This is a genomic window from Streptomyces gilvus, from assembly GCF_022513565.1.
GTDB lineage: Bacteria > Actinomycetota > Actinomycetes > Streptomycetales > Streptomycetaceae > Streptomyces > Streptomyces gilvus.
Genome location: NZ_JAKWBE010000045.1, coordinates 19,363 through 40,256, shown reverse-complemented (window position 1 = coordinate 40,256; position 20,894 = coordinate 19,363). Strand labels below are relative to the sequence as shown.

19 protein-coding genes are annotated in these 20,894 nt (G+C 71.8%); 13 read left to right on the top strand and 6 right to left on the bottom strand.

Annotated features, from left to right (window positions below; all coding sequences use genetic code 11):
• Window positions 1-3: 3 nt before the first annotated feature.
• The gene (locus tag MKW14_RS38520; RefSeq protein ID WP_240871114.1) at window positions 4-1,188 is read right to left on the bottom strand and encodes a CaiB/BaiF CoA transferase family protein; all 1,185 of its coding nucleotides are present in this window, start codon (window positions 1,186-1,188) and stop codon (window positions 4-6) included.
• 120 nt (window positions 1,189-1,308) lie between these two features.
• On the opposite strand from MKW14_RS38520, the gene MKW14_RS38515 reads away from it, so the two are divergent.
• From MKW14_RS38515 to MKW14_RS38465, 11 genes are all read left to right on the top strand, one after another.
• Window positions 1,309-2,100, top strand: coding sequence for an enoyl-CoA hydratase/isomerase family protein (locus tag MKW14_RS38515; RefSeq protein WP_240871113.1), 792 nt, complete (start codon window positions 1,309-1,311; stop codon window positions 2,098-2,100).
• Between the two features lie 40 nt (window positions 2,101-2,140).
• Complete coding sequence (locus MKW14_RS38510) at window positions 2,141-2,908, top strand: SDR family NAD(P)-dependent oxidoreductase (RefSeq protein ID WP_240871112.1); 768 nt, start codon at window positions 2,141-2,143, stop codon at window positions 2,906-2,908.
• The gene (locus MKW14_RS38505; protein ID WP_240871111.1) at window positions 2,905-3,678 is read left to right on the top strand and encodes a crotonase/enoyl-CoA hydratase family protein; all 774 of its coding nucleotides are present in this window, start codon (window positions 2,905-2,907) and stop codon (window positions 3,676-3,678) included. The genes MKW14_RS38510 and MKW14_RS38505 overlap by 4 nt, the downstream gene beginning before the upstream one ends.
• 67 nt (window positions 3,679-3,745) lie before the next feature.
• Window positions 3,746-4,891: a thiolase family protein gene (locus MKW14_RS38500; RefSeq protein ID WP_240871110.1), complete on the top strand. Its 1,146-nt coding sequence runs from the start codon at window positions 3,746-3,748 to the stop codon at window positions 4,889-4,891.
• 117 nt (window positions 4,892-5,008) lie between these two features.
• The gene (locus MKW14_RS38495; RefSeq protein WP_240871108.1) at window positions 5,009-5,893 is read left to right on the top strand and encodes an SDR family NAD(P)-dependent oxidoreductase; all 885 of its coding nucleotides are present in this window, start codon (window positions 5,009-5,011) and stop codon (window positions 5,891-5,893) included.
• A gap of 53 nt (window positions 5,894-5,946) precedes the next feature.
• On the top strand, window positions 5,947-6,672 hold the full coding sequence (locus tag MKW14_RS38490) for an SDR family oxidoreductase (protein WP_240871107.1): 726 nt from the start codon (window positions 5,947-5,949) through the stop codon (window positions 6,670-6,672).
• A 102-nt stretch (window positions 6,673-6,774) separates the two neighbouring features.
• Window positions 6,775-8,298 carry a class I adenylate-forming enzyme family protein gene (locus MKW14_RS38485; protein WP_240871106.1) on the top strand — a complete coding sequence of 508 codons (1,524 nt, stop codon included), beginning with the start codon at window positions 6,775-6,777 and terminating at the stop codon, window positions 8,296-8,298.
• 100 nt (window positions 8,299-8,398) lie between these two features.
• On the top strand, window positions 8,399-9,310 hold the full coding sequence (locus tag MKW14_RS38480) for an NAD-dependent epimerase/dehydratase family protein (RefSeq protein ID WP_240871105.1): 912 nt from the start codon (window positions 8,399-8,401) through the stop codon (window positions 9,308-9,310).
• A gap of 425 nt (window positions 9,311-9,735) precedes the next feature.
• Window positions 9,736-10,143: a Zn-ribbon domain-containing OB-fold protein gene (locus tag MKW14_RS38475; RefSeq protein ID WP_240871104.1), complete on the top strand. Its 408-nt coding sequence runs from the start codon at window positions 9,736-9,738 to the stop codon at window positions 10,141-10,143.
• Entirely contained in the window at window positions 10,140-11,513 is a 1,374-nt protein-coding gene (locus MKW14_RS38470) for a thiolase C-terminal domain-containing protein (protein ID WP_240871103.1), read from the top strand. Before MKW14_RS38475 ends, MKW14_RS38470 begins: the two co-directional genes overlap by 4 nt.
• Before the next feature lie 48 nt (window positions 11,514-11,561).
• Window positions 11,562-12,491, top strand: coding sequence for a cyclase family protein (locus MKW14_RS38465; RefSeq protein WP_240871100.1), 930 nt, complete (start codon window positions 11,562-11,564; stop codon window positions 12,489-12,491).
• 62 nt (window positions 12,492-12,553) lie between these two features.
• Here the strand turns inward: MKW14_RS38465 and MKW14_RS38460 are convergent, their stop codons facing one another.
• Genes MKW14_RS38460 through MKW14_RS38445 form a run of 4 tightly spaced genes read right to left on the bottom strand, consistent with a single transcriptional unit; the run spans window position 12,554 to window position 18,162 of the window.
• Complete coding sequence (locus MKW14_RS38460) at window positions 12,554-13,285, bottom strand: FadR/GntR family transcriptional regulator (RefSeq protein WP_240871098.1); 732 nt, start codon at window positions 13,283-13,285, stop codon at window positions 12,554-12,556.
• Between the two features lie 60 nt (window positions 13,286-13,345).
• Complete coding sequence (locus MKW14_RS38455) at window positions 13,346-14,545, bottom strand: CaiB/BaiF CoA transferase family protein (protein ID WP_240871097.1); 1,200 nt, start codon at window positions 14,543-14,545, stop codon at window positions 13,346-13,348.
• Entirely contained in the window at window positions 14,535-16,940 is a 2,406-nt protein-coding gene (locus MKW14_RS38450) for a CaiB/BaiF CoA-transferase family protein (RefSeq protein ID WP_240871095.1), read from the bottom strand. Before MKW14_RS38450 ends, MKW14_RS38455 begins: the two co-directional genes overlap by 11 nt.
• A gap of 37 nt (window positions 16,941-16,977) precedes the next feature.
• On the bottom strand, window positions 16,978-18,162 hold the full coding sequence (locus MKW14_RS38445) for an amidohydrolase family protein (protein WP_240871094.1): 1,185 nt from the start codon (window positions 18,160-18,162) through the stop codon (window positions 16,978-16,980).
• Window positions 18,163-18,420: 258 nt separating this feature from the next.
• On the opposite strand from MKW14_RS38445, the gene MKW14_RS38440 reads away from it, so the two are divergent.
• Together MKW14_RS38440 and MKW14_RS38435 are read left to right on the top strand one after the other, a co-directional pair.
• A complete protein-coding gene (locus tag MKW14_RS38440) occupies window positions 18,421-19,347 on the top strand; it encodes a nuclear transport factor 2 family protein (protein WP_240871093.1) in 927 nt (308 codons plus the stop codon).
• Window positions 19,344-20,255 carry an alpha/beta hydrolase gene (locus MKW14_RS38435; RefSeq protein WP_240871092.1) on the top strand — a complete coding sequence of 304 codons (912 nt, stop codon included), beginning with the start codon at window positions 19,344-19,346 and terminating at the stop codon, window positions 20,253-20,255. The genes MKW14_RS38440 and MKW14_RS38435 overlap by 4 nt, the downstream gene beginning before the upstream one ends.
• On the opposite strand, the gene MKW14_RS38430 is transcribed toward MKW14_RS38435, so the two are convergent.
• A complete protein-coding gene (locus tag MKW14_RS38430) occupies window positions 20,206-20,883 on the bottom strand; it encodes a GntR family transcriptional regulator (RefSeq protein ID WP_240871091.1) in 678 nt (225 codons plus the stop codon). The genes MKW14_RS38435 and MKW14_RS38430 overlap by 50 nt on opposite strands.
• Between the last annotated feature and the right edge of the window lie 11 nt (window positions 20,884-20,894).

The window sequence follows — 20,894 nt, the reverse complement described above, 5'->3', positions numbered from 1 at the left end:
AGTTCATCCGCGGGTACGGGACTGAGGCAGACCGCTGCCCTGATCCCGGTGGTCGGCGCACGCACCGAGCCAGTCCCGGAACACGTCCGCCGTGTGTTCCCCGGGTTCGGGCGCGGTGGCCGGCCGGGTGTCGTCGTGAGCGGAGAAACGGGGAGCCCGCCCCGGCTGGAGCATGCCGTCCGCCACGACGACGCTGCCGCGCGCGGCGATCTGAGGGTCGGATACCGCCTCGAACAGGCTGCGCACCGGTGTGACACAGCTGTCCGTGCCGGCGAACACCTCGGTCCATTCGCTCTGTGTCCGCGAGCGGAACGCGGCGGCGATCCGCTCGCGCAGCGCCGGCCAGGTCGATCGGTCGTTCTGCCGGGCGGGGTCCGCCGGCACACCGAGGGCCGCCACGAACGCTCTGTAGAACTGCGGCTCGATCGCCCCCACCGCCATGTGCCGTCCGTCCGAGGTCTCGTACACCGAGTAGAAGGGGGCGCCACCGTCGAGCAGGTTGACACCGCGTTCGTCGGCCCACGTCCCCGATGCCACTCGCGCGTGTGTTCCGGCCAGCAGATGGCAGACCCCGTCGGTGATCGCCGCGTCGACCACCTGGCCGTGCCCGGTCCGAGCCGCCTCGCGGAGGGCGGCGAGGACGCCGATCACGAGGTACGTTCCGCCGCCTGCGAAGTCGCCGAGGAGGTTGAGCGGGATCTGGGGCGGTCCGCCCGCCGCCCCGATCGCGTGCAACGCTCCGGTGACGCCTATGTAGTTGAGGTCGTGCCCGGCCGTGGCGGCCAGCGGCCCGGTCTGGCCCCACCCCGTCATCCGCCCGTACACGAGCGCCGTGTTGAGCCCGAGGCATTCCGACGGCCCCAGCCCCAGCCGCTCGGCGACACCGGGGCGGAAGCCCTCCACGAGCACGTCGGCCCGTGCGACGAGCGCTCGCGCGGACGCCAGACCCTGCGGGGACTTCAGATCGATGTCGACGGACCGCTTGCCGCGGTGCAGCAGGTTCTGCCGCGGAGTGCCGGGGAAGATCGTGGGGCGATCGGCGCGATCCACACGGACCACGTCCGCGCCCAGGTCCGCAAGGAGCATCGCGGCGAAGGGCCCGGGACCGATCCCGCCCAGTTCCAGGACGCGCAGGCCCGACAGGGGGCCGGTCGCACCACCCGATGGAGCAGTTGAATCCATCTTCATCGTGGCCGTGTTCTCCCTTGCGTTTGGAGGTCGACACCCAGGTCGCGATGCGACGAGTCTAGCCAGAATGAATTCATCTCTGCGATGCTAGCGCAAGAAGCCGCGACTTGGAGGGCCGTGATGGGCGGTGTGGAAAGGGCCTTGTACGGGGTGCTCGTGCGGGACGAGGGCCCCGTGCGGGTGGTTGCCCTGGACCGGGACGAACGGCGCAACGCGATCGACCTGGAGATCCGTCCGGTGCTCGCCGGCGTGATCGAGGAGGCCGACCGGGACCCCGGCGTCCGCGCCCTGGTGCTCACCGGTAGGGGTGAGGCCTTCTGCGCCGGCGGAGACCTGCGGATCATGGAGCGGATGCCGGCCGAGGCCGCCGTTCCGCGACTGGAGGCGGCCCAGCGGATCGTGCGGGCCATCGCCGGCGGCCGCACGCCCGTGGTCGCCGCGGTGAACGGAATCGCGTTCGCCGCGGGCCTCGGGCTGGCGCTCGCCTGCGATCGGGTGGTGGCCGCCGACACGGCGAGGTTCACCGCGTCCTTCACACGCGTGGGGCTGGCCGCCGACCTCGGCGTGACATGGTCGCTGTCGCGTCGCGTCGGACCGGCCCGCGCCCAGCAGATGATGATGTTCGGCGATCTCCTCGACGCGGAACAGGCACTGCGCGCCGGCCTCGTCGACACGGTCGTCCCACGCAGCGACCTCCTCGCCGTCGCCCTCGCGGACGCGCGGCGGCTGGCCGAGGCGCCGCCACGGGCCATCGCCCTGCTGAAGCAGCACTTCCGCACACCACCCACGACGCTGGACGAGGCGCTCGGCCGTGAGGTCGAGATCCAGTCCGAGCTCATGGACACCGATGACTTCGCCGAGGGCATCGCCGCGATCGCCGAGCGTCGCCCGCCCACTTTCGTCGGACGCTGACGCGCCCGTCCGGGACACGTACACAACTGGAGGCAGGAACGTGCAAGTTGCCGGAACATCCACACTCGTCACGGGAGGCGGCTCCGGCCTGGGCAGGGCCACGGCGGCCGCGCTGGCGGCCCGCGGGGCCCTCGTCACGATCGTCGATCTGCCGTCCTCGCCCGGTGAGAAGGCCGCCGCCGAACTCGGCGCGCGGTTCGTCGCCGCGGATGTCACCGACGAGCGGCAGATGGCCGCCGCCCTGGACGCCGCAGAAGAGGCGGGCCCGCTGCGCGGAGTGGTCCACTGCGCCGGGCGGGGCGGCGACCGGGTGCGCATCCTCGACCGGAAGACCCGGCAACCGGGCACGCTCGAAGGCTTCGCCGAGGTGATCCGGGTCAACCTGGTCGGGACGTACAACGTGCTGCGGCTGGCGGCCCAGCGGATGGCGGGGAACGACGAACTGCTCGACGGGGACCGTGGAGCCATCGTCATGACGGCCTCGGTGGCCGCCTTCGACGGGCAGATCGGCCAGACCTCCTACACCGCCTCCAAGGCGGCGGTGCACGGCATCACCCTGGTCGCCGCGCGGGACCTGGCGAGCTGGGCGATCCGGGTCAACACCATCGCCCCGGGTACCTTCGAGACCCCGATGCTGGGCCGGCTCCGCGACGACATCCGGGAAGGCCTGGCAGCCACGGTCCCCCACCCGAAGCGACTCGGCCGGCCCGAGGAGTTCGGGCGGCTCGCGGTGGACCTGCTGGAGAACGCCTATCTGAACGGCCAGACAGTCAGGCTGGACGGCGCGATCCGGATGGCTCCGCGATGACCGGGACGACGTCGGACGTCCGGGTCGACACGGACGCGCGGGTCATGGTGATCAGCATCGACCGCCCGGCCCAGCGCAACGCCATGACGAAAGCCGCCGCCGAGCGCATCTCCGAGGCGCTCGTCGAACTGGACGAGCGCTCCGATCTGGCCGTGGGCATCCTGACCGGGACCGGGGGCTCCTTCTGCGCGGGAATGGACCTCAAGCGCTTCGCGGCCGGGGAGCTGGCGCGGGTGCCCGGACGAGGCTTCGGCGGGCTGACCCAGGCACCGCCGAAGAAGCCGCTCATCGCGGCGGTCGAGGGCTGGGCGCTCGGTGGCGGGTTCGAACTCGTCCTCGCCTGTGATCTCGTCGTCGCGGGCCACGGCGCCCGGTTCGGTCTGCCCGAGGCCAAACGGGGTCTGATCGCAGCCGGCGGCGGTGCCCTCCGCCTGCCGCGTCGCCTCCCGAGGGCGGTGGCGCTGCAGGCTCTGCTGACGGGAGAGCCGATCAGCGCGGCCACGGCCCACCACCACGGCCTGGTGAACCAGCTGGTCGAGGACGGACAGGCCCTCGACGCAGCCCGCGATCTGGCGCGGAAGATCGCCGGCAACGCGCCACTCGCGGTGGCGGCGGCCAAACGCATCGTGGTCGAGTCCGAGGACTGGCCGTCCGACGAACTGTTCAGACGGCAGGAGCCGATCACGGAACCGGTGCTCGCCTCGGCGGACGCCCGGGAGGGTGCCAAGGCTTTCGCCGAACGCAGAACCCCGCTGTGGACCGGCCGGTGAGGGCCTGCGCCGTCGACCGCGCCGGTCGACCACGACAAGAACCACGACCACGACAAGGGGAGCGGTCATGCGTGAGGCGGTAGTCGTCGCAGCGGTGCGCACGCCCATCGGCCGACGGAACGGCACGCTGGCCGGTGTGCATCCGGTCGACCTTTCCGCACTGGTGCTGAAGGAACTCGTACGCAGGACCGGGATCGACCCGCAGGACGTCGACGACGTCCAGTGGGGCTGCGTGACCCAGATGGGGGACCAGTCCAGCAACGTCGCACGCTTCGCGGTCCTCGCCGCGGGCTGGCCGGCGAGTGTTCCCGGCGTCACCGTGAACCGCGCCTGCGGTTCCAGCCAGCAGGCCCTCGACCACGCGGCCCACGCCGTGATGTCGGGACAGCAGGAACTCGTCGTGGCCGGCGGGGTGGAGTCGATGAGCCGTGTCCCGCTCGGCGCGGCCCGCGGTACCGGGCTGCCGTACGGGCCGGCCGCCCGGGCCCGCTACGACGGGTCCGACTTCAACCAGGGCACCGGCGCGGAGATGATCGCCGAGCGCTGGCGGCTGTCCCGGCAGGCACTCGACGAGTACGCCGCCGAGTCGCACGCGCGCACCGCGGCGGCCGCCGACAGCGGAGCCTTCGACGAGCAGATCGTCCCCGTCGTGACCCCCGAGGGCACACTGGCCGCGGACGAGGGGCTGCGCCGGGGCACCACGGCCGAGAAGCTGGCGGCTCTGAAGCCGTCCTTCCGCGAGGACGGGGTCATCCACGCGGGCAACGCGTCCCAGATCTCGGACGGCGCGGCGGCCCTCCTGGTCACGACCGTGGAGCGAGCCCGCGCACTCGGTCTCACCCCGCTCGTGCGCTACCACAGCGGTGCGGTCATCGGTGACGACCCGGTGATGGTCCTGACCGGTCCGATCCCGGCCACGGCGAAGGTGCTGCGACGCGCGGGCCTGTCCATCGACGACATCGGCGCCTTCGAGGTCAACGAGGCATTCGCGCCCGTCCCCCTGGCCTGGCTGGCGGAGACCGGGGCCGATCCGAAACGGCTCAACCCGGTCGGCGGGGCCATCGCGGTCGGACATCCGCTGGGTGCCTCGGGAGCCGTCCTGATGACCCGGCTGATCCACCACATGAAGGACCAGGGCATCCGCTACGGCCTGCAGACGATGTGCGAGGGCGGCGGCACCGCCAACGCGACGGTCGTCGAGCTGGTGCGGTAGGGGAGCGGTGGAGCGGGCAGCTGCTCGCGCACGGGGCGCCGCCCGGGGCGCCCGGCAGGATCGGACCGTTCGTGGAGGGGCCGGGTGCACGGCACTTGGCCCGAAAGGAGGTGCGACGTGGGATATCTCGAAGAGCTGGCAGGGCTGCGCGGAAGGCACGCCGTCGTGATCGGCGGTGCCGGCGGCCTGGGCGCGCTGAGTTCCCGCGCGCTCGTCCGGGCCGGGATGCGGGTGACCGTCCTCGACCGGGACGCGGCGGCGGCAGACGCGCTCCGCGAGGAACTGGGCGGCGCACTCGCGACCGTGGTCGGCGACGCCCGCGACGACGCTTGTCTCGACGAGGTCGCGGACGTCGCGGGGCCCCGCGTGGCGGTGCTGGTGAACGTCGTGGGAGGAACGTTCTGGTCGGAACTGGACAAGCTCAGCGACAACGCCATCGACAGCCTGGTCGGCCTGAACTTCCTGGCGCCGGTGCGGGCCGTGCGCCGTCTCCTTCCCGCGCTGCGCACCGCGGGCGCGGAAGGAGCCGGCGCCGCGATCGTGAACGTCACCTCCATCGAGGCGCACCGGGGCGCTCCGGCGATCTCCGTCTACGCCGCCATGAAGGCGGCCCTGACGAGTATGACCGCGTCGCTCGCCGTGGAACTCGCGCCCAGCGGCATCCGGGTGAACACCATCGCGCCGGACGTCGTCGAGACGCCCGCGCTCGACCGGATCCTGGGCCACGACACGGCCTCCGAGGAGACCAAGCGAGCCCGCTACTCGGCCACGATCCCGCTCGGCCGGCCCGGTTCCCCCGAGGACTGGGCGGGAGCTCTGCTGTTCCTCGCTTCCGGCCTGTCCCGCTACGTCACCGGTCAGAGCCTGCGCGTCGACGGGGGAAGCAGCGCGGCCCCCGGGTTCACCCACTGGACCGGTGACGGCTGGTTCCCCTTCCTGCCGCTCACCGCGGCGGAGAACATGTCGAAGTTCGACGAACTACGAGGGGCCGCAGACCGCTGAGCGGTCCGGCCGTCCCGCCGGCGTCCGCCGGCCCCGACGCGTGAGAGGTCAGCATGGAGAAACCGACGGTTCTGGTGACTGGTGCGAACAAAGGGCTCGGACGGGCGATCGTCGAGCGACTCGCGGCCGAGGGCGCCACGGTCTGGCTCGGGTCCCGCGACCGGGCACGCGGCAGGGCCGCCGTGGACGAACTGACCGCGGCGGGCAACGACGTGCGCCTGCTGGAACTGGACGTGGCCGACGACGCGGGCGTGGCGAGGGCCGCGACGGAACTGGCGGAGCAGACCGGCCGGCTCGACGCCCTCGTCAACAACGCCGGGCTGGCCTTCGACTGGTCCACGCCGCCGAGCCAGGAGCCACTGTCCCGGATCAAGGCCATCTACGAGGTCAACCTGTTCGGGGCGATCCGGGTGACGCAGGCGTTCCTGCCCCTTCTGCGCAAGGCCCCGTCCGCCAACGTCGTCATGGTCAGCAGCATGTCCGGGTCGCTGACCGCGGGCATCGACAGGTCGAGCGAGTTCTACCGGATCAACCAGCTCGGCTACAACTCGTCCAAGACCGCTCTCAACGCCGTGGTGGTCGCCTTCGCCAAGGAACTTCAGCCGCTCGGCATCCGGGTCAACGCGGTGGAGCCCGGCTGGGTGAGCACCGACATGAACGAGCACCGCGGGCCCGTCACGCCCGCACAGGCGGCGGTGCTGCCCGCGCGTCTGGCACTCCTGGACAAGGACGGGCCCACCGGATGCTTTCACGGGGGCGACGGTCTGCGCCCCTGGTAGACCAACGCGTGATGAATTCAAGACTGCTGGGACATTCCTCGGCGGCCGGTGCGCCCGTGACCCGGACCGGCCCAGATGTGCAGGCGCAAGGAGGCGCACACGGTGGATAGTTCGTTCCCGGAGTTGTTCCGGCGTCGAGCGCTGCGTGACCCCGAACGCCGGGCGCTGACCTTCGGCGGCCGGTCATGGACCTACGCGGAGCTACGGCGGTCCTTCGAAACGCTGGCGGGCCGACTGCACGAGCTCGGACTGCGCCGCGGGGACCGTCTGCTGTACGCCGGCCTGAACCACCCCTCGCTGGTGCACGCCATGTTCGCGGCCATGGACCTCGGCGCGGTCTTCGTCCCGGTGGATCCACGCCTCGCGTCGCCGGAGCGGGCGTGGGTCATGGAGGACATCCGACCGCAGGTCGTGGTCGTCGCCGACGAGTTCCGGGAGGCGTTCGCGGCGGCCGCGCCGGGGCAGACGACCGTCCTGTCGGCGGACGGCCCGGGCCAGGGCGGCATCGCGGGTCTCATCGAGTCCGGCGGCGCTCCGGCGCGTTCCCCGGTGGCACGCACCGACCTCGCGCTGATCCTCTACACCTCCGGTACGACGGGCCGGGCGAAGGGCGTGCTGCACACCCACGAGATGATCCTGGCCAACGGGCTCAACCTCGCGCGGCTGCTCGGCACCCGGCGCGACGACGTCGGGCTGGTCATGACCCCCATGTTCCACACGGCCGGGATCAACACCAGCCCGGTCAACCTGTGGGCGTACGGCGGCGAGGTCGTGCTGCTGCCCAGGATGGACGGTCCCGCGGCGCTCGACGCGATCGTCCGGCACCGGGTCACGCGCATCGACACGGTCACGGCCGCGCTCCATGTCCTCTTCCACACACCTGGCTTCGGCGACGCCGACCTGGCCGCCATCCGGTCGCTCAACGTCGGCGGTGCGGCGATCCCCGCCGAACAGGTCGCCTCGTTCCGCAAGCACGGCGCCGAGGTCTTCATGGCCGTCGGGATGACGGAGTGCTGCGTGGCGGCGGCGCTCGCGCCCGAGCGGATCGATGCCAAGCCGGCCTCGGTGGGCACACCGTTGTCCCTGGTGGACGCACGCCTCGTGGACATCGAGTCCGGCCGGGAGGTGACCGGGCCGGGAGTCCCGGGCGAACTGCGCCTGCGCGGCCCCTCGGTCAGCCAGGGTTACTGGAACAACCCGCAGGCCACGGCCGCGGCCTTCGACAGCGAGGGCTGGTACCGGACGGGGGACATCGCGCGCATGGACGAGGACGGGGACCTGTATCTCGTCGGGCGGGTCAAGGACGTCATCAAGACCGGCGGCGAGAGCGTGGCGGCGGCCGAGGTCGAACGGGTGATCGCAGAGCATCCGGCGGTGTCGGTGTGCGCCGTCGTCGGAGCGCCCGACGAGCGGTGGGGGGAGACCATCGTCGCGGTGGTCTCCGTCCGCGCGGGCCGCACCCTGGGGCTGGAGGAACTGCGCGCGTTCTGCGCGGACCGGCTGGCCCGTTTCAAGCTGCCGACCGGCCTCGTCGTCACCGACGACATTCCGATGACCGCCTCGGGAAAGATCGCGAAGGGCAGGATCCGGGAACGGATCGCCGCGTCCCCTCCGCCGGCCGGCTGAGGCGTCCGCGGGCTTACGGCAGGGGCGCGGGGCCACGGCGGCCGAAGGCGCTGGGCAGGACCGGGACAGGGTGCGAGACGGAGGAGTGGTTGTTGTGCGAGTGACGGTACTGGGGGCGGGAGGCTACCTCGGATCGGCGGTGACCCGGAGACTCGTCTCTGACGGACACCAGGTCACGGGGCTGGTCCGCAGCGAACGGGCGGCGGAGCGGGTACGGGAGGCCGGGGCGCGCTGTGTCCTCGGTGATCTGGAGGACACCGAACGGACCCGGGTGGCGGTGGCGGGCGCGCAGGCCGTCGTCTTCGCTCCCCAGATGACACTGGAGGCCGAGCACGAAGCGGTCTCGGGTGTGCTGCGCCAACTGCGCGGCACGGGCGCCGCGTTCCTGTTCACCTCCGGGACGGGCGTCCTGAGCCGGCGGACGGACGGCGACTGGAGCGAGGACACGTTCGCCGAGAACGACGAGTTCGAGCCCTCCAGGTACATCGGTGCCCGCGTGGAGACGGAACGGTCCGTCCTCGCCGCCGGGGACGGTGTGCGCGGGATGGTCGTCCGGCCGGGCATGATCTGGGGCCACGGCGGCTGCCCGATGATCAGGGAGTTCTACCGGTCGGCGGCCTCGACGGGGGAGGTCCGCTATCTGGGCAGGGGGCTGAACCTCTACTCGAACGTGCACGTGGACGACGTGGCGGCGCTGTACGCGCTCGCGCTGGAGTCCGGTACGGCGGGCGCGGTCTACCACGCGGTCTCCGGCGAGACCAACTACCGCACCCTCGCCCAGGCGGTGGCCCGCGACCTGGGCGTCACGTCGCGCAGCGTGGACTTCGCCGAGGCGGTCAAGACCTGGGGGAAGTTCCCGGCACTCGTGTACTTCGCGGTCTGCAGCCGGGCGCGCGCACCGCGCAGCCGGGGCGAACTCGGCTGGGAGCCGGGCGCCGACCGGCTGGACATCATGACGGACATCGGACACCCGGCCTACCGGGAGGCGGCCAGTGCGGTGCCGCCCGGGTAGTCCAGGCGGCCCGCCCGCCCGTCGCGTCCGGGTATGCGAACGCCGACCCGCCAAGTCGCTCTGATCCGGGAGGTGCTGGGCCTGGCAGTCGTCCCGTGGTGGGTCAGGACCGACACCGTGGCTCCCACGGCGATCCGGACGGCCGTGACGACCGACGACCTGGCGAGGCGCCCGGTTCCGGTCCCGGGCGGAGCAGCCGACGAACCCGAAGGCATCGCCCGCACGGTGGCTTCTCCGTTGTCCCCCGAGAGCCGCCATACCAAGCTGCGGGACATATCCCGGCCGATGGCGGCAGCCCGGCCGGACGCTGAGAGACGAGTCCGCTTCCGGGCTCTGTCGGGAGTGGAGGAGAGATGGTCCGGAGCGGACAGGAAACACCGTGGGCGGCCACGCTCGCGCGGACCGACGACAAGGGGCGGTGACCGATGCCGAGGCAGTCACCCGTACCGGAGACGGTCGATCGCGAGTTCTTCGCCGCCGCGAACCGTGGCCGGCTGGTGGTCCAGTACTGCGGCCGGTGCGACCGGTGGCAGTACCCGCCCACGACGCGGTGCCCGGTCTGCGACGGCGCGGAGTCGTTCCTCTGGCGAGAGGTGGAGGGCCGGGGCACCGTGTACTCGTTCGCGGTCGTCCACGACACGCAGATCGCCTCCCTCCGCGCGGACCTGCCGTACACCGTGGTGGTCGTGAGCCTCGACGAGTGCCCGGGAGTGCTGATGCTGTCGCACCTGCCGGGTGCGGCGGACGTGGCGATCGGGCAGGCGGTGCGGCCGCGGTTCGCGGTCACGGAGGCGACGGGCCAACGGGTCCCGGAGTGGGAGCCCCTGTCATGACGGCGCCACAGGTGCGCGAGTCCGCGGCCGGACTGTTCCGGGTCGACGACGGCCTGGGGGTGTGGCCCCACCGGGGACGGGTCGCCGCGGTGGGGATCGGCCATTCGCCGACGGCGCGCCGGTGGGACGGCGCCGCCGAGACGTCCATCGGGGCATGGACGATCCTGGCGGTCCGCCGGGCGGTCGCCGACGCCGGAGTGGATCCGGCGGCGGTCGACGTGCTCGTACTGGACCGGCACACGACCGGAGGCGGATCGCCGTGGCCGGAGGGAGCCGAGATCCCCCGGGAGGTCGCCGAACGGTTCCGGCCGACCGACGACCCGCTCGACGGCGTCGCACGGCTCAGCCCGCAGTGGCTGCTGGCCAACCTTCCCGAGCTGTCCGGAGTGAAACTCGTGGTGGTCACCACGATGTGCATGTCGATGGCGCTGACCGCCGCGATCGAGACTGTCGGGAGAGGTCACGGCACCACCGCGATCGCGGTGAAGGCCTGGCACAACTTCCCGGGACGGTACGGAGTGCGCGGCGCGAACGCCGACCCGACCGTGTCGGGGCCCGCCAAGCACGGAGTCAGGGGAGCGGGGATCGCCGGGGCGAACTCCTTCATGAACGCCATGGAGTTCCGTCGGTACCTGTTCAAGTACGGCAAGTCACGCGAGATGATGGCGCCCTTCGTGGTGAACTCGCGGGCGAACGGGCTGTTGATGCCCGAAGGCTACTGGGCCCAGCACGATCCGCGCCCCCTGACAGCCGCGGACTATCTGGGGTCCAGGATGATCGCCGACCCGTCGAGCCTGCTCGACAACGACCTGCCGGTCCACGCCGCCGCCGCGTACCTGGTCACCACCGCCGAGCGGGCGGTCGACCTGCGGCAGCCGCCGGCCTATGTGCTCGGGCACGCGGGCTCCGGCGTGGCGCGCGGCGACCGCTACGACGGTCTGCCCTACCGGTCGGTGGTGGAGACGCTGGAGGAGTCGGAGGCCTGGGCCGCGGCCACCGCCAGACGCGTGTACGAGTCGGCCGCCGTACGGGCGGACGATCTGGCGTTCGAGAACTGCTACGACGGATTCAGTTTCCTGCACCCGTTCTGGCTGGAGGCCTTCGGGTACGCCGGCGTCCGCCATGGCGAAGCCCTCGACTTCTACCAGGGGGACATCGGACTGAAAGGGCCGCACCCCGTGTCGCCGTCGGGCGGCAACATAGGCGGTGGCCGCACCCGTTTCTGGGGGCACACCGACTCGATCCAGCAGATCCAGCAGCGGGCCGGAGCACGGCAGATAGGCCGTCCGGCGACGATCGGGCTGTCCGGCGGGTTCATGCCTTACTGGAGCAACTTCGTGATCTGGAGCCGGGACCCCGACGGTCCTTGAGCACCGGGGAGAGCCGAGCGGAAGCCGGGCGGGAGAGGAGACACACCGATGGATCCGGAGCAGGACGGCGCGGCGGGGAAAGCGGGGGCCGGGGAGAGAGGGGGGCCGGCATGGGGCAGGTGGGGCGAGGACGACGAGCGCGGTGCGCTGAACCTGCTGACCCCGGAGCGGGTGGTGGCGGCGGCCGGACGCGTACGCACCGGCCGGGTCTACCCGCTCGGGCTGCCGATCCAGCGCGACGGCGTCCCGTGCTATCCGTGGCGGGGCGCGCCGTACCGGCTGACCATGTACAACGAACAGGACGCGACCGCGCGGGGCTCGGACGTGGGAGCGAACGCGGACATCCTGATGGCGGCGACCCACAACGGAACACACCTGGACGCGTTGTCGCACGTCTTCGCCGGCGGCTCGATGTACAACGGTCATCCCGCCGCGTCGTTCACGCCCGGGTCCGGGGCGGCCCGGTGCGGGATCGAGAAGGTGGGGGGTGTCGTCGCCCCGGCGGTGCTGCTCGACCTGGCCGCGGGACAGGGCGTTCCCTGGCTGGCACCGGGCACCGGGATCACCCGGCAGATGATCGTCGAGGCCGAGCGGCGGCAGGGCGTACGGATCGGGGCGGGCGACGTCGTGCTGCTGCACACCGGATGGATGCGCTGGTACCTGGAGGAGGCAGAGCGGGGCGGGGCCCCCTCCCTCGATGTCCAGCCCGGCCTCGGGCGCGACGGTGCCGGACTGCTCGCCGAACGGGACGTGTCACTCGTCGGCGCGGACAACCTGGCGGTGGAAGTGCTCTCCCCGAGCGCCCCGGTGATGGATCTGCACGTCGAGATGATCGTGCGACGGGGGATCACCTTCCTCGAGGGACTGGATCTGCGCGCGCCGGTGGACGCCTCGGTCGCTCAGGGCATGCTCGTGCTGGCGCCGCTCAGGATCACCGGAGGCAGCGGGAGTCCGGTCAACCCGCTTCTGGTGGTCTGAAAGCCCGTCCGTACCGGGCAAGGGCAGACGGCAGACCCTGGTCCAAGCCAGGCCAGGCCGGGCTACGCCCAGTCCACGATCTGGTCGCCGGCCTCGGCCGGCGCCGGATAGTGCCTCATGTGCCGGGCCATCAGCGTCTCGGCCTCCTCGGCGGCGCCCCGGATGATCGCCTCGCCGATCGGGACGTGCTCGGCCATCAGCGTGGTCCACTGACGGGTGGGTTCCGCGCGCATCGGGTCGATGATCAGCTGCAGGGACACGCTCAGCGGGCCGAGCACCGGATCGTGGCTGATCACGGCCACACTGTGGTGGAACCGCTGGCTCTCGGCGAGTGACCCCGGGATCTCCGCCGAGAGGTGCAGCATCTCGGCCAGTTGCTGCCGTTCGGTCTCGCTGGCGTTGAGCGCGGCCAGCCGCGCGAGGGTGGGTTCGATGGTCCGGCGCGCGGCGGCGACTTCCGTGTACGTCACGCGACGCGACGCGAAGTGCAGGGACAGCAACCGGGCCAGGTCGCGGGTGTCGCTGCGCCTCACGCGCGGCCCGCCGCTTCGACCGGTCTTGATCGTGATCAGCCCGTTCACCTCGAGGATGCGCAGGGCCTCGCGCAGCGTGGGCCGGCCCACCCGGTACGTGGCGAGCATGACGGGCTCCGGTGGAAGGGGCGCGCCCTCCCCGAGCCCCTGTCCGACGATGTCCCGGACGATCGCACGGGCGATCTGGCGCGCCGCCTTCTCCCCCGACTCGCGTTCCACGGCGAACGGAGCGTCGTAACCCTCCTCGGCAGCCTCATCCATGGTCCACTTCGTATCACACACCAGGCCGGGGCGGTGCCGTGGGCCGGGTGCTCCGGGCGCTCAAGGTGCCCCGGGAACCCGCAGGTCCTCGCCGGGTTCGAGCGCGGCGAGGACCTCGGTGGTGTGCCGGCCCAGCTCCGGCGCGGGTCCGACGCCCGGCAGCGGCGGCGTCGTACGCACCGGCAGAGCCGGTACTGAGGGCTCATCTCCTTCGCCGGGCAGCCAGCGTGTCCGGGCGCGGAACTGCGGATCGTCCAGCACCTCCCGTCCCGCGTTGACCGGAGTGCAGGGAATGTCGTGACGCAGGCACAGCTCCACCCAGTAGGCGCTGGTCTCGCGCGCGAACACCTCGGCGAGAGCGGCCCGGACGTCGTCGCGGCCGTACAGCCAGTCCGTGTCCTTGCCCGCCGGGAACTCGGCGGCGAGTTCCGGCCGACCCACGAGTGCGGCGAAGCGCTCGAAGAACTTGCGTTCCATGGCCTGGAAGAGCACGTGCCCGCCGTCGGCGGTGCGGTAGTACTGGACGAGCGCCGACCCGTGGAAGAGGTCCTTCGTCATCGGGTCCGCCGGCGCGTCGGTCCGCGGCGCCCGCCAACGGACGATGTCGAGGGACCGCGCGTGCACCGCGGCGTCGGCCTGCGCGACGTCCAGCCGGGTCGGGCGCCCGGTCGCGCGTGCGTGCAGGACCGCGGCCAGCGTCGCGGTCGCCGCGTACAGGGGCGCGGTGAGCACGCCGACGGGCAGGTGCCCCGGCCGCGGGATCCGCGGCCGCCCCCGCTCGTCCGTCACCGGGGGCGCGAGGCCGGCGTAGGCGTCGAAGGCCGGACCGTGGCTGGGCATGTCGCGGTACGGCCCGCTCTCGCCGAACCCCGACAGACACGTGAACACGAGGGACGGGTTGACCGCCAGGAGGTCCTCGTACCCGAGACCGCGTCGGTCCAGGTACCCGGGGCGGCGCCCCTCGATCACGACCTCCGCCCCGGCCGCCAGGCGCAGGAACGCCCGGCGGCCCGCCTCGGAGTCGAGATCGAGGGCGACGCTGCGCTTGCCCCGGTTCCACACCTGGTGCATGTCCGATCCCCGCTGGCCGGGACGGCGCCCGATGGAGCGGACGTAGTCCCCGGCACCGGGCTCGACCTTGATCACATCCGCGCCCAGTTCCGCCAGGTGGCCGCCGAGCGCGCTGGGCGCGAGCAGAGCCACCTCGATCACCCGGACGTCGGTGAGCAGGCCCTCCGGCCGCGTCGTCTCACCCGGCATGTGCGGCCGCTCCCGAACCCACGGCGCTGCCGAGGCCGGCCGGATGGCGGCGGTCGGGCGGCGCGGACAGCACGACCCCTGCCTTCTCCAGGCGGGCGATCTCGTCCCGGTCGTACCCGAGGAAGCGCAGCACCTCCTCGGTGTGCTCGCCCAGTTCGCACGGGAGTCCCGCCGCCGGTTCGCAGCCCGATACCCGTATCCGGGGCCTGAGCCGCCAGTAGGTGCCGAACGCCGGGTGCTCCATGCCTTCGACGAGCCCGGAGCGGACCAGGAACTCCTCGAGGGTGCCCTCGGCCGCGGAGACGAGGGGAACGCCGAGCCGCTGCGCGTCCGCCTCCCACTCGGCGGCGGTGCGCGTGACGAACACGTCTTCCAGCAGCCACTGCAGCAGCCGGTCGTGCCGCCGGCGGGCGTCCGCGTCGGCGAACCGGCGGTCGTGAGGCCATTCCGGCTTGCCGACCAGTTCGGTGAGCGCCAGCCACTCCCGGTCCTCGGCGGCGAGCATCACCCACCCCTGCGAGCACGGGTACAGGCGGTCCAGGGCGCTGAAACCGGTCTGCTCGGTGTTCAGTTGGGAAAGGGGCGGGCGGCCCGGGTAGGACTCCATCCGGGCCGACTGCACCCAGCCCGCGCTGACCAGCATGCTGGTCTCCAGGTACTGCCCGACGCCGTGCCGTTTTCGGGCGTACAGCCCGAGTGCCAGCGCGACCCCGGTGGCCAGGCCCGAACAGGGGTCCGCGTACGAGTCGTTGACCGGCGGGTTCTTCCTGCCCGCCTGAAGGATGCCGCTGCCGCACAACGCGTTGGGCGTCGAGTGGAACGCGGCCCGGCCCGACTCCGGGCCCTTGCTGCCGTAGGAGGCCCCGTAGAGGTAGACGATCTCCGGCTTGATCCGGCGTACCTCCTCGTAGCCGAAGCCGAGCCGCTCGGGCACGCCCGGGCGGAAGTTGTGGATCAGCGCGTCCGAACTTTCGATCAGCCGGTGCAGGATCTCGCGTCCCTCGGCGGACTTGAGGTCGAGCGCGATGCTCTCCTTCCCGTTGCCGATGTGGACGAACTCCAGCCCGCTGCTGCGGAAGGGGTCACCGCTGAGCGGTTCGACCTTGATGACCCGGGCGCCCAGCTCGGCCAGGAGGGTCGGGCCGAGCGGCGCGGCGAGGAACGAGGCGATCTCCAGGACGGTGTAGCCGCTCAGGGGCAGTGCGGCGGGCTCCCGCGGTCCGTCCGTGACAGGCGCCGCCGGCTCCTGCCAGCCCGGCCAGTCCCGCTCGGAGTCCAGGGCGGGTGCGGGCGTGGGCGGCCGCGCGGGCGTCTTCGTCGCCGAGACCAGGGCTCCCAGCTGCAGGACAGGTCCCAGCTCCGGGTCCTCGACGGTCACCAGCCGCTCGTTGGCGGTCAGCTGGGGATGGTGCAGGAACTCCTCCTCCGTCAGGAACGGGTCCGCGCCGATGTCCCGGGTGCGGAACAGCTCCATCCACTCGGCCTGGCTCCGCTCGCCCATCCGTTCCCGGACCCGCTGCTCCCACTCGTCGGCGTCCTCGTGGCTGCGCACGCCGAGCGGCAGCTCGCTCCAGCGTTCGGAGCGCATCTCGCCCCCGAGCCCGATGGCCTCCATCCAGTTGCGGTAGAGCCGCGGCTGGCGGCAGCACATCTGGATGAAACGGCCGTCGCTCGTGCGGACGGTGAGGAAGCACAGCCGGATGCCCCGCATCAGCAGGGTCACCGTGCCGTCGCCCCGGGCGCTCACCGGTACCACCGTGTCGCCACGCCGTTCGAACGCCAGCCGCATGGTCGCCGCCGAGATCCCGTCCAGCAGGCTCGTCGACACCGCGCGGCCCACTCCGGTGTCCTCCCGTTGCACCAGCGCGCCGACGATCCCCTGCAGGGCCAGCATCGCGGCGCCGTAGGTGCTCGCGGGGGTGGCGAGGTAGAGCGGGCGCTCGGTGTCCCCGTGCGCCCCGCTGAGCGCGTCGTTGCCCATCAGCCGGCCGGTCTTCGCGGTCACCAGTTGCTCGCGGTGTCCGAAGCGCTCCAGGTCCGTCGCCTCCCCGAAGCCGGTCAGCGAGCAGTGGACGAGCCGCGGGTTGCGGGCCCGGGTCGTGGCCGGGTCGAGTCCCAGGCGCGCCGCCTCGGCGCCGAGGGACTCGATGACGACGTCGGCGCGGTCCACGAGCTCACCCAGGCGGCGCCGGCCCTCGGCGGTGTGCGGATCCACCACCAGACTGCGCTTGCCCCGGTTCCAGAAGTGGAAGCCGGGCCGGCCCCGGCCGAACTCGCCGCCGGCCGGCTCGATCTTCACGACGTCCGCGCCGAAGTCCGCCAGGACCGTGCCGGCCATGGCCTGCATGCCCTCGGTGAGGTCGACGACCCGCAGGCCGGCGAAGAGAGCGGTCATTATCGTCTCCTTCGGGTTCCTCGGGCAGGTCCCGGCATCAGCCGACCTTGTAGAGAGCGGCCGCGTTGTCGTGCAGGATCATCCGGAGCTGGTCCTCCGGCAGCACGCCCATCACCTCGTCGATATAGGTGTCGGGCCGGACGGCCGGGGACGCCGGCCCCGGGGACATGCTCGTGGGGTGCGGGAAGTCGGTCTCGAACAGGATCCGGTCGGCGCCCAGTTGCTCGATGGAGGACTGGAGGGTGCCCCGCTCGAACCAGAACGTCGTGTAGAACTGCCGCTTGAAGTACTCGCTGGGCAGCATCCGGTCGGGCAGGCTCTCGTGCAGGCCGGTGGCCTGCCACTGCCAGTCCATCGCCTCCAGCTGGAAGGGCACCCATCCGACGCCGCTCTCGACGGAGACGAACTGCAGAGTGGGGAACCGGTCGCAGATCCCGGCGAAGATCGTGTCGACGATCGCGTTGGCGTTGCTCATGAACAGCAGCGCGGACGAGATCGCGTAGTTGACCGAGGCCCCGTTGCCCTCGTAGTTGACGCCGAAGTCACCGACCCCGCTGCCGCCGATGTGGAAGTTCACGGGCATCTCCAGCTCCGAGCACACCTCCCAGATCGGGTCCCAGTGGCGGTCGGCGATGTAGGGCTGGCCGTGCTTGTTGGGGTGCGAGGAGAACAGGATGCCGCGGTGGCCGAGCGCGTGGCAGCGGCGGATCTCCCTGACCGACTCGGGGACGTCCCAGAACGGGACCGAGCAGTTCAGGACGAACCGCTCGGGGGCGACGGCGGTGTACTCCGCCAGCCAGTCGTTGTAGGCGCGGGTCGCTTCCAGGCGCAGGTTGGGATCGGGCATCGTGGCGTAGAGGCCGCCGCCGAAGCCGGCGATGTTCGGGTACAGCACCTGGGCCCAGATGCCGTACTCGTCCATCCGCTTGAGCCGCGCGGTGACGTCGTACGTCGCCGGGTCGGCGTCGGTCAGACGCGGCGGACGGTTCGGCGGGTACTGGTGCCATCCGGCCATGGCGGCGCCCGCGGCGGCGGCCATCAGCGGACGGTCGGGCATGTACCAGACGTCCTGCTGCCTCTCCTCGTCCCATCGGACCTGCGGCACCTGACTGCGGTACTTCGGCGAGACGCGTGAGGTCCACAGGTCGTACGGCTCGACGATATGGGTGTCACAGTCAATGATCTTGATGTCGTTCCTGGTGCGGGCTGCCTGGGTTGTCATGGGATACCCCTCCTGACTCTCGACGTTAAAACCATGTACAGGGTTTTGGAGAGCTGTCAAGGCGCGTGACGGGACATGCCCTGGAAACAGCATTGAAATTTCTCTTGACTATGGACATGGTTCGCGGACTAATACTCCCAATGCCGTTGCAGAGCGGGCTCTTCCCGAGGTGAAGGGCATGCCTCGCCCGAGGGCGCACCGGCGCTCTCATCTCCCCCTCGCACCTCCATCGGCACTGAACCGAGAGGAAGCGGACCAATGACGAACACGATCACCGGCGACCCCGGCCCCGGTCTCTCCGAGGCCGCCTCCGTCGACGCACTCCGCCACGCCGACCTGCTGCTGCGATCGCAGAGTCAGGCGGACCGGCACATCGACATCGAGATCACGGGGGACGTCGACGCCATCCTGGGCACGCTGACCGCTCAGGGGCCGTACGCCTACACGGTCAACCCGACCGTGGAGAGCGGACGGCTGCGACAGCACCTCGTCCAGACCCGCACGGGGATCAGGCAGTGCTACGTCGACCTGCACACCGGGATGGGACTGCGGGACTGGCATTCGTTGAGCCGGGTTCTCGCTCCCTGGTACACCTTCCACGCCGGCTGGGCGACCGTCGAGTTCATGGCCGAGATCGCCGTCCGCGGGGCGACGGTGTCGCCGGGCGACCTGATGGACTTCGAGGCGCTCGTCCTCTTCCCCACGATGGGCGGCACCGGCATCACCGGCGAACTCTTCTGGGCCCGGGTCACGGAGGGAGCGAGCCCCCGGGACGGGCAGAGCCGGCACGACCTCCTGCGCGACCTGCTCGCCGATCACGACGCCTATCTCGACGCCCTCGGCAGCGCCGACATCGAGGGCGTGCTCGCTGCGCTGGCGCCCGACGGGCAGGTGGGCATCCGCGACTACACCAGTGACACACCCGGCATGACCGTGGAGCTGGACGGGCAGGAGCAACTCCGGGCACACCTGGCGGACTTCTACGGCCGGTACGTCCCGGAGCGCATCGACCTGCTCCAGCGGCACGTCGAGGACTGGTTCGTGTTCGCCGAGACCAGGTGGACGGTCGCCTCGGTGGCCGACGGCAGCCGCTTCACCTTCCTCGTCGCGGACTACGCCGAGATCGGTCCAGACCGCAAGGTCATCGCCCGCCTCGGGCACGGCACCGACCCGGTGCCGGTGTGACCCGACAGATCGGGACGGACAGGGTGCGGGTGACGGAACTCCGCTGCGACGTGGGCAGCGGCGGCTGGGTGGCGGGAACGGCCTTCCTGCCGCCCGACCCCGTCGCCGCGGCCGTCTGCCTTCCGGGCGGGGGCCTCGACCGGTCCTATTGGGACCTCCAGGTGACGGCGGCCCCCGCGAGCGCGTACAGCTTCGCACGCTACGCCGCGGCCCTCGGCCTGGGAGTGATCACCCTCGACCACCTGGGCACGGGCCGCAGCGCCCGCCCGGATCCGGAGCCCGCGCCCGACGCGGTCGCGGCCGCGAACGCCTCCGCCACCACGGCCTTCCTCGCGTCGACCGGGCTGGCGGACCTGCCGGTGGCCGGCGTCGGCCACTCGATGGGAGCGGCGCTGATGCTGCTGCAGCAGGCCCGCCACCGGTCGTTCGAGGGGCTGGCGGTGCTCGGCTACCCGTCCCGGGAGCTGACGATGTGGCGTCCGGACGGGCGCCGATGGCGGCTGACCCCCGAGACGGCGGCCGCGTCGAAGGCCGACGTGGGCTACACCAACGTCGGACCGGCCCTCGACGGTCCCCTGCTGGCGGCCGTTCGGACGGCCCGGACGCCGGTCCCCGCTCCGCTCGCCGCCTGGGTCTCGGGCCCGGGCGCGGTCGCCGGGCTGGCCGGGCGCGTCGACGTGCCCGTGTTCCTCGGCTTCGGCGAACGGGACGTGGTCGCGGATCCGGTGCGCGAGCCGGCAGCGTACGGCAACGCGCCGTCGGTGCGACTCGAGGTGGTCAGCGGGTCCTTCCACTGCCACAACCTCGCAGCGAACCGGCACCGGCTCTGGGCGGCACTCGTGGAGTGGGCCTCGCGGATCACGCCTGTCGCTTCTGCGCAGCCGGTGCAAAGACCCCGCGCCGGGTGAGCTCGGCGACGAGCAGCTCCCCTTCCTCCGCACAGCGACTCTCGGCCGCACGCCGGGCCCCCGCGCCGTCGTGCTTGACGAGGGCACGGCATTCCGCGCGGTAGTGCTGCAGAATCCTGGTCCGGGTACGCGGGCGCTCGACCAGGACGCCGTAGGCCGTCGGCATGAAGGTGCGGAAGGTGGACAGCATCGCCCGCATCCGCGGTCCACTGGCGGCGGTGTTGACCTTCCGGCGGAACTCCCAGGTCAGATCACGGAACGCCCCGTTGTCGGCCTCCCGCAGCTCGTCCACCAACTGCTGGAGCTCATAGGCGAGTTGAGAGGTCATGGCCTGGGCCGCCGTGGCTGCCGAATGCCCCGTGACCAGTCCGAACAGCTCGTATGTCTCGTGCACCACGTCGGGATCGAAGCGCTCCAGGTAGGCACCGCGGTGGTACTCACTGCGGACGATGCCGTCGCGTTCGAGCTGGACGATCATCTCCTGGACCGGGACCCGGCTGATACCGACGCCTTCGGCGATCTCGTTGCGGTCCAACCGGTCCCCGGAGCGGAGCCTGCCGTCGAACAGCCGCTCCATCACCCAGGCCGCGGCCACATCGCGGTCCTTCACTCCGTACCGCTTGGGCATGCGCGCACTCT

Coding starts and splice junctions, on each gene's coding strand:
- MKW14_RS38445 (WP_240871094.1), bottom strand. CDS start 18,162: ATGACAACCCAGGCAGCCCGCACCAGGAACGACATCAAGATCATTGAC.
- MKW14_RS38500 (WP_240871110.1), top strand. CDS start 3,746: ATGCGTGAGGCGGTAGTCGTCGCAGCGGTGCGCACGCCCATCGGCCGA.
- MKW14_RS38490 (WP_240871107.1), top strand. CDS start 5,947: ATGGAGAAACCGACGGTTCTGGTGACTGGTGCGAACAAAGGGCTCGGA.
- MKW14_RS38470 (WP_240871103.1), top strand. CDS start 10,140: ATGACGGCGCCACAGGTGCGCGAGTCCGCGGCCGGACTGTTCCGGGTC.
- MKW14_RS38460 (WP_240871098.1), bottom strand. CDS start 13,285: ATGGATGAGGCTGCCGAGGAGGGTTACGACGCTCCGTTCGCCGTGGAA.
- MKW14_RS38520 (WP_240871114.1), bottom strand. CDS start 1,188: ATGAAGATGGATTCAACTGCTCCATCGGGTGGTGCGACCGGCCCCCTG.
- MKW14_RS38450 (WP_240871095.1), bottom strand. CDS start 16,940: ATGACCGCTCTCTTCGCCGGCCTGCGGGTCGTCGACCTCACCGAGGGC.
- MKW14_RS38475 (WP_240871104.1), top strand. CDS start 9,736: ATGCCGAGGCAGTCACCCGTACCGGAGACGGTCGATCGCGAGTTCTTC.
- MKW14_RS38440 (WP_240871093.1), top strand. CDS start 18,421: ATGACGAACACGATCACCGGCGACCCCGGCCCCGGTCTCTCCGAGGCC.
- MKW14_RS38515 (WP_240871113.1), top strand. CDS start 1,309: ATGGGCGGTGTGGAAAGGGCCTTGTACGGGGTGCTCGTGCGGGACGAG.
- MKW14_RS38465 (WP_240871100.1), top strand. CDS start 11,562: ATGGATCCGGAGCAGGACGGCGCGGCGGGGAAAGCGGGGGCCGGGGAG.
- MKW14_RS38505 (WP_240871111.1), top strand. CDS start 2,905: ATGACCGGGACGACGTCGGACGTCCGGGTCGACACGGACGCGCGGGTC.
- MKW14_RS38455 (WP_240871097.1), bottom strand. CDS start 14,545: ATGCCGGGTGAGACGACGCGGCCGGAGGGCCTGCTCACCGACGTCCGG.
- MKW14_RS38430 (WP_240871091.1), bottom strand. CDS start 20,883: ATGCCCAAGCGGTACGGAGTGAAGGACCGCGATGTGGCCGCGGCCTGG.